Annotated in this window: 13 protein-coding genes; 12 read left to right on the forward strand and 1 reads right to left on the reverse strand. The window is 63.3% G+C overall.

Annotated elements, in window-relative coordinates:
* The first annotated feature begins 3 nt into the window (after window positions 1-3).
* The gene (locus tag M3P27_06345) at window positions 4-1,242 is read left to right on the forward strand and encodes an aldehyde dehydrogenase family protein (protein ID MDP9267932.1); all 1,239 of its coding nucleotides are present in this window, start codon (window positions 4-6) and stop codon (window positions 1,240-1,242) included.
* 34 nt (window positions 1,243-1,276) lie between these two features.
* Here M3P27_06345 and M3P27_06350 read toward each other — a convergent pair whose 3' ends face one another.
* Window positions 1,277-3,028 (reverse strand): thiamine pyrophosphate-binding protein, encoded by a 1,752-nt coding sequence (locus M3P27_06350; GenBank protein ID MDP9267933.1) that lies wholly within the window; start codon window positions 3,026-3,028, stop codon window positions 1,277-1,279.
* Between the two features lie 397 nt (window positions 3,029-3,425).
* Here M3P27_06350 and M3P27_06355 point away from each other — a divergent pair, with 397 nt between their 5' ends.
* From M3P27_06355 to M3P27_06405, 11 genes are read left to right on the forward strand one after another with little or no spacing between them, the layout of a single operon-like run.
* Complete coding sequence (locus M3P27_06355; GenBank protein MDP9267934.1) at window positions 3,426-4,124, forward strand: cytochrome c family protein; 699 nt, start codon at window positions 3,426-3,428, stop codon at window positions 4,122-4,124.
* A gap of 24 nt (window positions 4,125-4,148) precedes the next feature.
* Window positions 4,149-7,304 (forward strand): TAT-variant-translocated molybdopterin oxidoreductase, encoded by a 3,156-nt coding sequence (locus M3P27_06360; GenBank protein MDP9267935.1) that lies wholly within the window; start codon window positions 4,149-4,151, stop codon window positions 7,302-7,304.
* A gap of 54 nt (window positions 7,305-7,358) precedes the next feature.
* Window positions 7,359-8,705, forward strand: coding sequence for a polysulfide reductase NrfD (nrfD, locus tag M3P27_06365; GenBank protein MDP9267936.1), 1,347 nt, complete (start codon window positions 7,359-7,361; stop codon window positions 8,703-8,705).
* Window positions 8,702-9,250, forward strand: a complete 549-nt coding sequence (locus M3P27_06370) for a DUF3341 domain-containing protein (GenBank protein MDP9267937.1) — start codon at window positions 8,702-8,704, stop codon at window positions 9,248-9,250. The genes nrfD and M3P27_06370 overlap by 4 nt, the downstream gene beginning before the upstream one ends.
* Window positions 9,250-9,900, forward strand: coding sequence for a cytochrome c (locus M3P27_06375; protein ID MDP9267938.1), 651 nt, complete (start codon window positions 9,250-9,252; stop codon window positions 9,898-9,900). The genes M3P27_06370 and M3P27_06375 overlap by 1 nt, the downstream gene beginning before the upstream one ends.
* On the forward strand, window positions 9,897-11,138 hold the full coding sequence (locus M3P27_06380; GenBank protein ID MDP9267939.1) for a hypothetical protein: 1,242 nt from the start codon (window positions 9,897-9,899) through the stop codon (window positions 11,136-11,138). Before M3P27_06375 ends, M3P27_06380 begins: the two co-directional genes overlap by 4 nt.
* Window positions 11,128-11,694, forward strand: a complete 567-nt coding sequence (locus M3P27_06385; protein ID MDP9267940.1) for a hypothetical protein — start codon at window positions 11,128-11,130, stop codon at window positions 11,692-11,694. The genes M3P27_06380 and M3P27_06385 overlap by 11 nt, the downstream gene beginning before the upstream one ends.
* Complete coding sequence (locus tag M3P27_06390) at window positions 11,691-12,566, forward strand: SCO family protein (GenBank protein MDP9267941.1); 876 nt, start codon at window positions 11,691-11,693, stop codon at window positions 12,564-12,566. Before M3P27_06385 ends, M3P27_06390 begins: the two co-directional genes overlap by 4 nt.
* Entirely contained in the window at window positions 12,559-13,581 is a 1,023-nt protein-coding gene (gene coxB, locus M3P27_06395) for a cytochrome c oxidase subunit II (GenBank protein MDP9267942.1), read from the forward strand. The genes M3P27_06390 and coxB overlap by 8 nt, the downstream gene beginning before the upstream one ends.
* The gene (gene ctaD, locus M3P27_06400) at window positions 13,578-15,194 is read left to right on the forward strand and encodes a cytochrome c oxidase subunit I (protein MDP9267943.1); all 1,617 of its coding nucleotides are present in this window, start codon (window positions 13,578-13,580) and stop codon (window positions 15,192-15,194) included. The genes coxB and ctaD overlap by 4 nt, the downstream gene beginning before the upstream one ends.
* On the forward strand, window positions 15,184-15,897 hold the full coding sequence (locus M3P27_06405) for a cytochrome c oxidase subunit 3 family protein (protein ID MDP9267944.1): 714 nt from the start codon (window positions 15,184-15,186) through the stop codon (window positions 15,895-15,897). Before ctaD ends, M3P27_06405 begins: the two co-directional genes overlap by 11 nt.
* The last annotated feature ends 13 nt before the right edge of the window (window positions 15,898-15,910 follow it).

Consider the following 15,910-nt stretch of genomic DNA (forward strand, 5'->3'; position numbering starts at 1 on the left):
GAGCTGATTCGCGCGCAGCGCGAAGCGCTGGCGCGGACGCTCGCGCTCGAAGCAGGAAAACCCATCAAGACGGCGCGCGTGGAGATCGAGCGCGCCGCGTTCACCTTCGACGTCGCCGCGGAAGAAGCGGTGCGCATCCCGGGGGAATACCTTCCGCTGGACGTGATGGAATCCATGCGCGGCCGGTGGGGCCTGGTGCGGCGCTTTCCGCTCGGACCCATCGCCGCTATCACGCCATTCAATTTCCCGTTCAACCTGGTTGGGCACAAGCTCGCGCCGGCCATTGCGGCCGGCTGCGCCGTGGTGCTCAAGCCCGCACCGCAGACGCCGCTGAGCGCGCTCAACCTCGCCCGCCTGGTTGCGGAAGCGGGCTGGCCCGCGGGCGCGCTGAACGTCCTGCCGCTCGCCAACGAAGATGCTGGCGTGCTGGTGGAAGACGCTCGCCTGAAGATGCTCAGCTTCACCGGAAGCGCCGCCGTGGGTTGGGCGCTGAAGTCGCAAGCGGGGAAGAAGCGCGTGGTGCTGGAGCTGGGCGGCAACGCGGGCGTAATCGTTCATTCGGACTTTCATTCGGACTCCGGGCATGCCGACGCCGATCTCGACTACGCCGCCGAACGCTGCGCCGTCGGAGGTTTCAGCTATGCCGGGCAGAGCTGCATCTCGGTGCAGCGCATCCTGGTACACAGCAGCGTGCTCGACAGGTTCCTCGCAGCCTTCATCCCCAAAGTTAAAGCGCTGAGACTTGGCGATCCGATGGACGAGGCGACGGACGTTGGCCCGCTCATCCGGCCTTCCGACGCCGAACGCGTGGAGCAGTGGATCGCGGAAGCAGTAGCCGGCGGCGCACAGGTGTTGTGCGGCGGAAAGCGCAATGGTTCGCTCTTCGAACCGACCGTGCTCACGCACACCAACGCAAAGATGAAGGTGAACTGCCGGGAGGTGTTCGCGCCGGTAGTCACGGTGGAACCGTACGACGAGTTCGACGACGCGCTGCGCCGGGTGAACGATTCGCCCTACGGCCTGCAAGCCGGAGTGTTCACACGCGATGCCGCGCTCATCTTCAAAGCGTTCGAGGAGTTGCAGGTCGGAGGGGTGATGGTGGGCGAGGTGCCCACGTTCCGCATCGACAGCATGCCCTACGGTGGGGTGAAAGATTCCGGGCTCGGCCGCGAGGGCCTGCGCTACGCCATCGAAGAGATGACGGAGCCCAGGCTGCTGGTCATGAACCTGGCGCAGTCGTAGATCGCAGTCGTAAATCGCAGCCCGGACCGCAGCTCTAAACCATCTCACGCACCTTATCCCCAAAGACGGTGAGCGCGATCTCTTTGCGGTTCGGCTCGCCCTTGATCAACGACTCGGCGAACTTTGCCGCCTGGTCCATGGTGATCTTCGGCGGCATGGGCGGCTCGAACGGATCCACGACCGCCTCGATGATGACCGGTCCGGGCGTGTTCAACGCTTGCTCGATCACCGCGCCGCAGTGTTTGGGATCGTCGATGGTGAAGCCGGCACCGCCGCAGGCGCGCGCGAAGGCGGCGAAATCCATCGGGCTCAGGTCGCAGCCGTACTCGGGATTGCCGAGGAAGACCATCTGCTCCCACTTGATCATGCCAAGCGAGTTGTTCTTGCAGATGACGACCTTGATGGGCAGCTTGTACTGCACGGCAGTGGCGAACTCGGCCATCAACATCTGGAAGCCGCCGTCGCCGACGAACGCCACGCACTGCCGCTCGGGATATGCCACCTGCGCCGCGATGGTGTAAGGAAGTCCGTTGGCCATGGAGGCGAGCGTGCCGGAGAGCGAGTGCATCTGGCCCTGCTTCACCGGGATATGACGCGCCCACCAGGTGGCGATGGTGCCGGAATCGCAAGAGACGATGGCGTCGTTGCGCAGGCGCTTGCCCAGCTCGTGCGCCACGACCTGGGGTTTCATCGGCTTGTCCGCGCGCGTGGCCTGCTTTTCCATCAGCGCGTTCCAGTGCTTCATCCCCTGCTGCGCTTTTTCGAGGAAGCTGCGGTCGTCATGCTTGCGCAGCAGCGGGAGCAGTGCCGCGAGCGAACGGCGACTGTCGCCGACCAGCCCCACTTCGACCGGATAGCGCAATCCGATGCGCTTGGGATCGAGCTCGATCTGCACCGCGCGGGCCTGGTCGGGCTTGGGCATGAATTCGAGATACGGGAACGAGGTGCCGACCATGAGCAGCGTGTCGCAATCCTCGAGCGCCAGCTGCGAGGGCAGCGTGCCCAGCAGTCCGATGGTGTTGGTGGTGTACGGACTGGAGTCGGGGACAGCGGCTTTTCCGAGCAGCGCCTTCACGATGGGCGCGCCCAGCAACTCGGCAACGTGTTCCAGCTCGGTGGCCGCACCGATGGCGCCGCGACCGCAGAGGATGGCGATCTTCTTGCCGGCGTTGAGGATGTCCGCGGCTTTTTGCAGGTCCACCTCGTGGGGCATGCGCGCGCTGTAGGCCATCACGTCGGAGGTATGGTGCGGGATGTTCCGCTGGGAGCGTCCCTTCTTGGCCTCCTTCTCCTGCAAGTCCACGGGGAAGGTGATGTGCGCCACGGCGCGATACGACAGCGCGGTGCGACAAGCGAGGTCGGTGACGTTCTCCACGTGTGTGGGTCCCATGACGCGGACGGAGTAGGCGGCCACGTCCATGAAGATCTTGTCGAGTTCCACATCCTGCTGCGTGTGCGTGCCGACGAGGTCATGGAATCCCATGCCGGTGATGGCGAGCACAGGCTGGCCGTCAAGCTTGGCGTCGTAGAGACCGTTCAGCAGATGCAGGCCGCCGGGTCCGGAGGTCGCGACACACACGCCGAGCTTGCCGGTGTACTTGGCATAGGCGCAGGCCATGAACGCCGCCGATTCCTCGTGGCGCACGTGGATAAAACGCACCTGCTCCTGGTGCGTGCGCAGCGCCTCCATGATGCCGTTGATGCCGTCGCCGGGGAGGCCGAAGACGGTGTCCACATCCCAGTCCAGCAAGGTTTCGATGAGAATGTCTGCCGCAGTTTTCGCCATGGCTAAGGAATCTCCTGCCAGATTAGGATGCGTGGCCCGGCCCGGCGGTCGCGCCGCCACCGGCAGAACGCTCAGGTATAGCGCGCGGGACCTCCATTACACCTTCCTCAAGGCTCCACGAAACACCAGACCTGCAGAAAAGTCCAGGCTGGATTCTATGGTTTCTGAGGTGTTGCGAAGATCGGAACACACCTACCTTGGTCGGCGGCAACCTCCCCCAAGGGACGAGCCTCATTTGAACGCCAAGTCACGTCGCGCCACTGGCGCAATCGATATGCCTTGTTATAATTCCCCGTTTCCCAACTCGCTCCGGGAACCACTGGACAACTGAACTCAACCTGACGGCCAAAACAGCGAGCCGTGTTCTGCCGCAAGACGGACGGAAGCAGAAGGTCACTTGTCACAGATCTTCCATCGCAGCACGAACACGATCTCGCGTCTGACGATCTATGGCTTCCTGTTCCTCGTGGGCGCGCTGACGTGGACGGCGGCCGAGGTGCAGCGCTCGAGCTACGTCACCACCCAGGGCGAGGCCAAGGTGCAGACGCCGCCGTTCTCGCACGCGCACCACGCCGGTGGCATGGGCATCGATTGCCGCTACTGCCACACTGGGGTAGAGACCTCGCCGTTCGCCGGCATCCCGCCGACCAAGACGTGTATGAACTGCCACGCGCAGATCTGGACGAACGCGCCCATGCTCGAGCCGGTGCGCGAAAGCTTCCGCACCGGGAAATCGCTGGAGTGGACGCGGGTGAACGACCTGCCCGATTTTGTCTACTTCGACCACAGCATCCACGTGAACAAAGGCGTGGGTTGCGATAGCTGCCACGGCCCGGTGGACAAGATGCCGCTGATGTACCAGGCACAATCACTGCAGATGGAGTGGTGTCTGGACTGCCATCGCGCGCCCGACAAGTTCCTGCGTCCGAAAGACCAGGTATTCAACATGGGCTACGAGAAGCCGACCGCCGAGAAGCCGCTCGACTTCGGGAGCCAGCACTACACCGACCAGCGCAAGTTGGGAAAAGATCTGATCCAGATGTACCGAGTGCGGCCGCCGAGCGACATCACCAGCTGCTCGACGTGCCATCGATGAGTCAGGTAAACGATAAGGGATGAAATGTCAGCGGACTGCGTAGAGAAGAAAAAAGCGGCGGCGGCGGATCGTTCGGCAGAAGCGAACGAGCTTGTCCGCATCGACACCGGCAAAGCGCTCACGCTTGCCGATGCGCGCGAGCAGCTCGAGCGCGCCAAGGGACCGCAGTACTGGCGGTCGCTACACGAACTCGCGCAGACACCAGGCTTCCGGCGGCTGATCGAAGATGAATTCCCGCGCCACGCCGCCGCGCTCGATGAAGTGAGTCGCCGCGACTTCATGAAGGTCGCCGCCGCCGGCCTGGCGCTCGCCGGACTTTCCGCCTGCACCAAGCAGCCGAAGGAAGCCATCATCCCATTCGTCCGCCAGCCAGAGAACATGCTGCCCGGCAATCCCACCTACTTCGCCACGGCGATGCCATTCCCGACCGGCGCCTTCCCGCTGCTCGCCAAGAGCAATGAAGGCCGGCCGACCAAGGTGGAAGGGAATCCGAACCATCCGGCGTCGGCGGGCGGCAGTGACGTGTTCGCGCAGGCTTCGGTGCTCGGGCTCTACGATCCCGATCGCTCGCAGACCATCCAGCACCTCGGCGAAGTGAAGCCGTGGGGCGCATTCCTGGGGGCGATCCGCCAGCCGCTGGTGGCGCAGAAATCGCTGGGCGGAGTGGGCGTCCGCTTCCTCACCGAGACGGTGATCTCGCCGACGATGGCCGCGCAGATGCGCGACCTGCTCAAGCTCTATCCGCAGGCGAAGTGGTACCAGTACGATCCGGTCAACCGCGATTCGTTCCGCGCCGGCATGGTCGCCGCTTTTGGCCAGCCGATGAACGCGGTCTACCACATTGAGCCGGCGGACGTGATCGTCTCGCTCGACGCAGATTTTCTGTCTGCGGGATATCCCGGCTTCCATCGCTATGCGCGCGAGTTCGCCTCGCGCCGCAAGGTGCAGAAAGATGGCCGCGGCAAGTCTGAACGCGGCATGAACCGGCTCTACGCCATCGAGAGCACGCCGTCGTCGACCGGTTCGAAGGCCGACCATCGGCTGCCAAAGCGGGCGAGCGACGTGGAAGACTTCGCGCGCGGTCTCGCGAGCGCGCTGGGCGCGAGCGCCGGAAGTGCGGCGGGCGGCGTTGACGGCAAGTTCATCGCGGCGATGGCGAAGGATCTGCAAGCGCATCGCGGCGCGTCGCTGGTGATCGCTGGAGAAGGCCAGCCGGCAGCCGTGCACGCGCTGGCGGCAGCGATGAATCAGGCGCTTGGCAACGTGGGCAAGACGGTCGTGTACACCGATCCGATGGAAGCGAATCCGGTGGACCAGGCACAATCGCTAGGTGAGCTGATCGGCGAGATGTGGGCGGGCAAGGTGGATATGCTCGCGATCGTCGGCGGCAACCCGGTCTACAACGCACCCGCTGATCTCGATTTCACCGGCGCGATGCAGAAAGTCCCGCTGCGCGCGCACCTCGGCCTCTACGTTGACGAGACTTCGTGGCTCTGCCACTGGCACGTGCCGCAAGCGCATTATCTCGAGTCGTGGAGCGACACGCGCGCGTATGACGGAACGGTCTCGATCGTGCAGCCGCTCATCGCGCCGCTTTACGACGGCAAGTCCACGCACGATTTCCTGACCGCCTTCAGCGATTCGCCCGGCGTTCCCGGCTATGACGTGCTGCGCACGCACTGGAAATCCCAGCATTCCGGTGCAGACTTTGAGATGTGGTGGCGCAAGTCGCTGCATGACGGCTTCATCGCCGACAGCGCGCTGCCGGAGAAGCAAGTCACGGCCAAGGGTGTGGGAGCGCCGGGGGTGGCAGCCGGCGTTACCCCGAAGAACCAGTTCGAGGTCATCTTCCGCGCCGATCCCAACGTCTTCGACGGCCGCTTCGCCAACAATGGTTGGCTGCAAGAGCTGCCCAAGCCGCTGACGAAGATCACGTGGGAGAACGCCGTGCTGATGAGTCCGACGACAGCGCGGCGGCTGAATCTCGCGACCGATTCGCTGGCGGCGTACGAAGACTCGGATGGACGCGCTGACTTTGTTCCAGGCGTCAACGAAGGCAAGACGCAGGTGGTCACCGTCCGCTACGGCGGCCGCGAGATCACGGGGCCGGTGTGGGTGCTGCCCGGACATCCCGATGATTCCGTCACCGTACACCTTGGCTACGGGCGCGAGCGTGCCGGCCGGGTGGCGAACGGCATGGGCTTCAGCGCGTACAAGCTGCGCACCAGCAACGCGCCGGGCTTCGGTGTTGGTGCGGAAGTGAAAGCGCTCGAGGAGCGCACCCAACTCGCCGTGACGCAGCATCACCAGACGATGGCGGGACGCGACCTGGTCCGCGCCGCCGACCTCGCAGCATACGAGCACGATCCCAAAGCGCTGCACGAAGGTGAAGAGACGCCGGACATCTCGATGTATCCGGCGGTGAAGTACGAGGGCTACGCGTGGGGGATGACCATCGACGTGAACTCGTGCGTGGGATGCAACGCGTGTGTGGTCGCGTGCGATGCCGAGAACAACATCGCCGTGGTGGGCAAGGAGCAGGTGATCAAAGAGCGCGAGATGCACTGGCTGCGGGTGGACACCTACTACGAAGGCACGGCGGAGAATCCGCGCGCCTACTTCCAGCCTGTGCCTTGCATGCATTGCGAAGACGCGCCGTGCGAGCCGGTGTGTCCGGTGGGCGCGACGGTGCACTCGAGCGAAGGGCTGAACGAGATGGTCTACAACCGCTGCGTGGGCACGCGCTACTGCTCGAACAATTGTCCGTGGAAGGTGCGGCGCTTCAACTTCCTGCTCTACCAGGACTGGGACACGCCGCAGTACAAGATGCTGCGCAATCCCGACGTGACGGTGCGTTCGCGCGGCGTGATGGAGAAGTGCACCTACTGCGTGCAGCGCATCAACCGCGGACGCATCGACGCCGAAACGCACGAGCGCAAGGTGCAGGATGGCGACATCGAGACCGCTTGCCAGCAGGCATGCCCGGCGGATGCGATCGTCTTCGGCAACATCAATGACTCGGCCGCGCGCGTGACCGCGCTGAAGCAGGAGGCGCGCAATTATTCCTTGCTGGGAGAACTCAACACGCGGCCGCGGACCACGTACCTGGCGGTGATCCGCAATCCGAATCCGGAGTTGGAGAGCGGCGGCGAGAAGAAGGGAACGGCACGAAGAAAGTGACCCATGGCGGAGCATAAGGGACCGACCGAAGAGCAGCGGCCCACACCGGCGGCGATGGCGGGCAAGCCCCCCGTCATCATGCCCGGGCACACCTTCGCTTCGGTCTCGGACAAGATCGGCTCCATCGTGCTCACCCGCAAGACGTCGATGGGATGGGTGCTCGGCTTCGGCATCGCCTTCCTGGTCGCCATGATGCTGATGACCGCGCTCAGCTACCTGGTGCTGCGCGGCATTGGCATCTGGGGCAACAATATTCCCGTCGGATGGGCGTGGGACATCACCAACTTCGTGTGGTGGATCGGCATCGGACACGCGGGCACGCTCATTTCCGCCATCCTGCTGCTGCTGAAACAAGGATGGCGCACCTCGATCAATCGCTTCGCCGAAGCGATGACGCTATTCGCGGTCGCCTGCGCCGGCATTTTCCCGATGATGCATACCGGGCGTCCGTGGCTGGCGTACTGGCTCTTTCCGTATCCCAACACCATGGGCGTGTGGCCACAGTTCCGCTCGCCGCTGATGTGGGACGTCTTCGCCGTCTCGACCTACGCCACTGTTTCCGCGCTGTTCTGGTTCGTGGGATTGATCCCCGACCTCGCCACGCTGCGTGACCGCTCGACCAACCGAGTGTCGCAAGTCATCTACGGCATGCTGGCGATGGGATGGCGCGGCTCCGCGCGCCACTGGCATCGTTACGAGACGGCATATCTCTTGCTCGCCGGACTCGCCACACCACTGGTCGTTTCCGTGCATACCATCGTGAGTTTCGACTTCGCGGTGTCGGTGGTGCCGGGCTGGCACACGACCATCTTTCCGCCCTACTTCGTTGCGGGCGCGATCTATTCCGGATTTGCGATGGTGCTGACGCTGGCCATCCCTATCCGCGCCATCTACGGACTCCAAGACTTCATCACCATGCGCCATCTGCACAACATGGCGAAGATCATGCTCGCCACCGGATTGATCGTTGCATACGGCTACATGATCGAAGCGTTCATTGCCTGGTACAGCGGCAACGAGTTCGAGATGTTCATGATCCTGAACCGCTTGACCGGACCCTACGCGCACTTCTACTGGTCGCTGCTCGCCTGCAACGTGGTGCTGCCGCAGATGCTGTGGATAGGCCGCGTGCGCAACAGCCCGATAGGCCTGTGGGTGGTCGCCATCATCGTGAACATCGGCATGTGGCTGGAGCGCTTCATCATCATCGCGACCAGCCTGCATCGCGACTACCTGCCGTCGTCGTGGGGCATGTTCCATCCCACGAGGTGGGACATCATGACGTTCGTGGGGACCATCGGATTATTCCTCGCGCTGCTCTTCCTGTTCGTCCGCTTCCTGCCGATGATCTCGATCTTCGAGATGCGCACCATCCTGCCGCAAGCGGAGGTGGAAGAATGAAGCCTCCGAAGCGGCACGCGGTCTATGGGGTCATCGCCGAGTTCGCCACGCCCACCGACGTGGTGCAGGCGGCGCGCAAAGCGCACGAAGCCGGGTATCGCAAGATGGACGCTTACTCGCCCTTTGCCATCGAAGAGCTGAGCGAGGCCATCGGATTCCACAACACGCGCCTGCCACTCATCGTGCTCATTGGCGGGATCATCGGGTGCGTGGGCGGCATGTACATGCAGTACTGGATGGCCGCCATCGACTATCCGCAGAACGTTGGTGGCAGGCCGCTGTTCAGCTGGCCATCTTTTATTCCCATCACCTTCGAATGCACGGTGCTGGCGGCAGCGGCCTCAGCGGTGTTTGGCATGCTCGCGCTCAACGGCCTGCCCATGCCGTATCACCCGGTGTTCAACGTGAGCCGCTTCGCCATGGCCAGCAGAGATCACTTCTTCCTGGTCATCGAGTCCACCGATCCGAAGTTCGAGCGGCACCAGACGGCCGACTTCCTGCTGCACATGGAAGGCGTGAATGCGGTGGAGGAGGTGCCGCACTGATGCGCCTGCGCTGGGCACAATCCGTTGCGGCGATCTTGCTTGCGTCCATGGTCGCTGGTTGCCGGCAGGACATGCACGACCAGCCGAAGTACATTCCCATGCGCGCGAGCGATTTCTATCCGGATAAACGCTCGGAGCGCCCGTACGTGGAAGGCACCGTGCCCGCGGGGGAATTCCAGGATGGGTCGCCGCTTTACACCGGGATGGTGGGCGAGGCGCCCATCGACTATTTCCCGATGGCCATCACCGCGGCTGACATGAAGCGCGGGCAGCAGCGCTACGGCATCTTTTGTGCGCCGTGCCACGGCAGCATCGGCGACGGCAACGGCATGATCGTGCAGCGCGGGTACCGCCCGCCACCGTCATTCCACATCGACCGCCTGCGCACCTCGCCGCCGGGACATTACTTTGACGTGATCACGCACGGCTTCGGCGCCATGCCCGATGCCGTAGCGCAGGTTTCGCCGCAAGACCGCTGGCGCATCATCGCTTACATCCGCGCGCTGCAGTTGAGCCAGCACGCGAGCGTGAATGACGTGCCGGCGGCGCAGCGCGGAAAGATCAAGAAACTTTCCGACGTCGGGGGAGAAGTGCAACAGACACCGGTGCCGAGGACCGCCGGACCGCACGAGACGGAGGTGCCGCGATGACGGAGGAGTACGCCAACGCGACCGTCATCCGCGCGGAAGACTTCGTCACGCCGCCCATCGTGGACACGGTGCGCAAACGCTCGTTCGTGATCGGCCTGGTCGCGACGCTGCTCTCGATCGTTGCCCTCGTGCTCAGTCCCGACCATTTTTTCCGCGCGTACTTGATGGCGTACATGTTGTGGCTCGGCGTCACGCTCGGGTGCCTCGCGCTGCTCATGCTGCAATACCTGACCGGTGGGACGTGGGGACTGATCATCCGGCGGCAATTGCAGGCGGCGAGCAAGAACATCCCACTGATGCTGGCGATGTTCATTCCGCTGCTCTTCGGATTGCAGCGGCTGTATCCGTGGGCGGACGTGAACCGGGTCGCTTCCGACGAGATCCTGCGGCACCGCCTGCCGGTCTTCGAATGGAAGTGGTGGGTCGGACGGGTCATCATCTATTTCATCGCCTGGTGGGTGCTGGGCGCGGGCATCACGCGACTTTCCGAACAGCGCGACAAGTCGCCGGGCAACGATTACGACTGGCGACGCCGCTTCCAGAGATTCGCCGCGCCCGGGCTGGTCGTCTATGGGCTGACCGTGACCTTTGCGTCGATCGATTGGGTGATGGCGCTCGATGCGCATTGGTCCTCGACGATGTATGGCGTGCTGTTCATCGGCGGACAGGTGCTCTCGGCGATGAGTTTCGCTATCGCTATCACCATCCTGCTGGCGCGCTACCAGCCGATGGTGCGCGTGATCAAGCCGGGTTATCTCGTAGACCTCGGCAACCTGCTGCTTGCCTTCGTGATGCTGTGGGCGTACTTCGCCTTCTCGCAGTACCTGATCATCTGGTCGGGAAATCTTCCGGAGGAGATCCCGTGGTATGGCGACCGCACGCGCGGCGGCTGGCAGCACATCGCGTTGGCCATCATCGTGTTCCACTTCATGATGCCGTTCGTGTTGCTGCTCTCGCGGCAACTGAAGAAGAAAGGCCGCGCGCTCGCGCTCGTCGCCGCCGGCATCCTGGTGATGCGTGCGGTGGATATGTTCTGGCTCATCGAGCCCAGCTTCAAGCCGACGGGAGCACCGCAGATCCCGTGGGCGCAGTTGTGGATCTATGTCGTCGTTCTGGTGGCGATGGGCGGCATCTGGCTGGCGGCGTTCTTCACCCAGCTGCGCTCGCGTCCGCTGTTGCCGCTCGCCGATCCGCTGCTCAAAGACGTGCTCGCGGGGGTGCACAGCCATGGCGCATGACATGCATGACAAGCAGCCCCAGCAGGGCCATGCGCCGGAGCCGGCGCACGATGCCAGTTACATGCGCAATTTCGGCGGGGCGCACGAGCACAGCGACGTCAGCGTGCGCGGGATCTTCGGCTTCCTGATCACGCTCGCCGTGGTGTCGCTCGTGATCCAGTTCGGGATAGGGGGGATGTTCCACTACTTACGGGGTTCGTTTACCGCGCACGATCCGGAGCCGAACCCGATGCTGAGCGGGCAGCGGCAGCCGACGCAGAAAGATCCGACCCGCGATTTCCCGCAACCGCGGTTGCAGGCTGATCCGGTGCACGACGTGAACAGACTGCGCGTGACGGAAGACAAGCTGCTGAACGGCCCGCCGACATGGGTGGACGAACAGACTGGCGTAGTGCGTATCCCTATCGAGCAGGCGATGCAGCTCACGCTCGAGCGCGGACTGCCGGCGAAGCCGGGCGTGGCGCCGGCGAGAGCAGGAGCGGCGAAGGTAGCACCGGCGGCAAAGACCGCGACCCCGGCGGCGGCGAATACAGCGAAAGGTGTGACGAAGAAGTGAGCGCGAACCCAATCCGCCGTCTGGCTGCCGCTCAAATCGTACTGCTCGTGATGAGCGTGTTGGCGTTGGTGCACGCCGCCGCCGCGCAGGTGCCGGCGCCGCGGGAGTTTGCTCCGACGGCGAACACGCGCCCGAAGATCCTGGAGCAGGCAAGGATCGAGCAGCGGCTCGGCCAGCAGCTTCCGCTCGACGCCACCTTCCGCGATGAAACTGGCCGCACGGTGAAGCTCGGCGACTACTTTGGCAAGCGTCCGGTGGTGCTCGCCTTCGTCTACTTCCAGTGTCCGATGTTGTGCAGCCAGGTATTGAACGGCCTCACCGGTGCGCTGGCGGCGATGAAGTTCACCGCCGGCCAGGAGTTCGACGTCGTCGCCATCAGCTTCGATCCCCGTGATACGCCCGCGACCGCTGCCGACGCCAAGGCGAAATATCTCGTCCGCTACGGGCGCAAGGGAAGCGAGAGTGGATGGCACTTTCTGACCGGCGATGCGAAGTCCATCGCGGCCGCCACCGAGGCGGCGGGGTTCCGTTACGTGTGGGACGACAAGACGCAACAGTTCGCCCACGCCAGCGGCGCGATGGTCGCCACGCCGCAAGGCAAGCTGGCGCAGTATTTCTACGGCATCGAGTTCTCGCCGCGCGACCTGCGGCTGGCGATGGTGGAATCTTCCGACGAACATATCGGCACCGTGGTCGACGCACTCACGCTCTACTGCTACCACTACGATCCAGCGAGCGGAAAATACGGTGCGGTGATCATGAACATGATGCGCGTGGGCGCAATCGCCACCATGCTCGCGCTCGGCAGCTTCATGCTGGTGATGTTCCGCCGCGAGCGGAGAGGCGGGATGGGGGAGGCCGGCCATGCCTGACTTCCTCAAGAACCTGCCGTTCATGCCGGAACAGGCCTCCACCATGGCGAGCCAGGTGGACTTGCTGTTCCTGTTCATCTTGTCGGTGCTGGTGTTTTTCTCTTCCGCCATCGCGATCACCATCATCGTGTTCGCAGTGCGCTATCGCCGCTCCACGCACCGCAGGGCGGAGCAGATCGAAGGCAGCCTCGCGCTCGAGATCGGATGGACGGTGATCCCGCTGGGCATCGCGCTGATCATGTTCGTGTGGGGCGCGGTGATCTTCTTCGGCATGAACCGTCCACCGGCGCAGTCGATGGAGATCTACGGCGTGGGCAAGCAGTGGATGTGGAAGTTCGAGCATCTTGACGGACAACGCGAGATCAACCAGCTGCATGTACCGGTGGGACGCGACGTGAAGGTCATCCTCGCCTCGCAGGATGTGATCCATTCCTTCTACGTTCCCGCGTTCCGCATCAAGTCCGACGTGATCCCCGGACGCTACAGCTACGCGTGGTTCCGCGCGACCAAGGTCGGGCGCTATCACCTGTTCTGCGCGGAGTATTGCGGCACCATGCACTCCGGGATGATCGGGGAAGTGGTGGTGATGGAGCCTGCCGACTACGAACAGTGGCTGGCGGGCGGTCCGACGGAAGGCTCGCTCGCGCAGAATGGCGAGAAGCTCTTCCAACAGCTTGCCTGCAACACCTGCCATCGCGCGGACTCTGGCGCGCGCGGTCCGAACCTGGTGGGGCTGTTCGGCTCTACCGTCACTCTGCAAGACGGACGCAAAGTGATCGCCGACGAGAATTACGTTCGCGAATCCATCCTCAACCCGCAGGCAAAAGTGGTGCAGGGATTCCAGCCCATCATGCCGACGTTCCAGGGACAAGTCTCGGAAGAAGGGCTGCTGCAACTGGTGGAGTACGTGAAGGCGATGAAGGGCCAATCCGCGATGCCGGCTGATAATCGCGAACCGGGCGCGGCTTCGCCGAAAGAGGTGAACGTGCCGAAGGCCAAGGTGCCCAAGCAATGACCGAGCGCCACGAACACGTGAACTATCTGAACGCGCACTACGGCATCCGCTCGTGGCTGCTCACGACGGACCACAAGCGCATCGCGCTGCTGTACCTGTTCAGCATCACGTTCTTCTTTTTCATCGGCGGCGCCATGGCGGTGCTCTTCCGCCTGGAGCTGCTCACGCCGCAGAGCGACCTGGTGACGCTCGATACCTACAACAAGCTCTTCACCCTGCACGGCATCGTGATGGTGTTCTTCTTCTTGATCCCATCGATCCCGGCGGTGCTGGGGAATTTTCTAGTGCCGCTGATGATCGGCGCGAAGGACCTGGCCTTCCCGCGGATCAACCTGCTGAGCTGGTACCTGTACGTCATCGGCGGGGTGATCACGATTTTCTCGATCGTCTCCGGCGGCGTGGACACCGGTTGGACGTTCTACACGCCGCTCTCCACCGGCTTCCTCAATACGCACGTGATCGCGGCGGCGGTCGGCGTCTTCGTTTCGGGGTTCTCTTCCATCCTCACGGGACTGAATTTCATCGTGACCGTGCATCGCATGCGCGCGCCCGGACTCACGTGGTTCCGGCTGCCGCTGTTCATCTGGTCGCTGTACGCGACCAGCATCATCCAGGTGCTGGGAACGCCGGTCATCGCGATCACGCTGCTGCTGGTCGCAGCCGAGCGGTTGTTCCACGTCGGAGTGTTCGATCCGAACCTGGGCGGCGATCCGGTGTTGTTCCAGCACATGTTCTGGTTCTACTCGCACCCGGCGGTGTACATCATGATCCTGCCGGGGATGGGCGTGATCAGCGAGGTCGTGGCCTGCTTTTCGCGCAAGCGCGTGTTCGGCTACAGCTTTGTCGCGTTCTCGTCGATCGCTATCGCCATCTTCGGCTTCCTGGTCTGGGGACACCATATGTTCACCGCCGGCATGAGCGTGTACTCGGCGATGATCTTCTCGTTCCTCAGCTTCGTGGTGGCCATCCCGTCGGCGGTGAAGGTGTTCAACTGGACGGCGACGATGTACAAGGGCTCGATCAGTTACCACACCCCGATGCTCTACGCCTTCGGCTTTATCGGACTGTTCACCATCGGCGGCCTGACCGGGTTGTTCCTGGCGGCGCTCGGCATCGACGTACACGTCACCGACACCTACTTCGTCGTCGCGCATTTCCACTACATCATGGTGGGCGGCATGGTGATGGCTTACCTCGGCGGCATGCATTTCTGGTGGCCGAAGATCTCGGGACGGATGTATCCGGAAGGCTGGGCGAAACTTTCCGCGCTCATCATCTTCGTGGGCTTCAACCTCACGTTCTTCCCGCAGTTCATCCTCGGATACATGGGGATGCCGCGCCGTTACGGCGCCTACGCGGAAGAGTTTCAGGTGCTGAACGTGATGTCGAGCGCGGGCGCGTCCATTCTCGGCGTGGGCTACCTGCTGCCGATGATCTACTTCACCTGGTCGATGCGCTACGGACAGCGCGCCGGCGACAATCCGTTCGGCGCCACCGGACTGGAGTGGCAGACGCAGTCGCCGCCGCTCACGGATAACTTCGAGCATCCGCCCATCGTGCACACCGAGGCCTACGACTACGAGCACCAGGAGGAGACGCACGTTGCCGGATAACGTTCACAATGCGGTCGCAGGCGCGGCGCATCCGCATCACCCCGCGCTGCAGCACCACTTCGACGACATGGAGCAGCAGCGTGAAGCGTCGTCGCTCGGCATGTGGGTGTTCCTCGTCACCGAGATCATGTTCTTCGGCGGCCTGTTCCTGGCGTATCTGGTGTACCGCACCACGTATCCGGAAGCCTTCGCCGCGGGCAGCGCCACGCTCAACGTAAAGCTTGGCGCAATCAACACCGCCGTGCTCATCGGCTCGTCGTTCACCATGGTGCTGGCGGTGTGGGCGTCGCAGGTTGGCCGGACGAAGCTCATCCCGCTGTTCCTCCTGCTGACCATGGCGCTCGGCATCATCTTCCTCGGCATCAAGAGCGTGGAGTATTACGAGAAGTGGGAGACGCATCACGTCCCCGGCCAGTACTTCCAGTTCCACGAGAGAGTCCCGGGGACGAATGTGGAAGTCGATCCGCGCCACGCACAGATATTCTTCTTTCTCTATTTCGGCATGACCGGCATGCACGCCACGCACATGATCATCGGCCTGGGACTGATGACCTGGCTGCTCATCGGCGCATGGAAAGGGAAGTACGGCCCGGAGTACCACACGCCCATCGAGATCGGCGGCCTCTACTGGCACTTCGTCGACATTGTGTGGATCTTTCTTTTCCCGCTGTTGTACCTGATCGCGCATCGCCACACCGGGTAGTCAGAGAGGAGCC

The sequence above is a fragment of the Acidobacteriota bacterium genome (assembly GCA_030774055.1).
Taxonomy (GTDB): Bacteria; Acidobacteriota; Terriglobia; order Terriglobales; family Acidobacteriaceae; genus JACPNR01.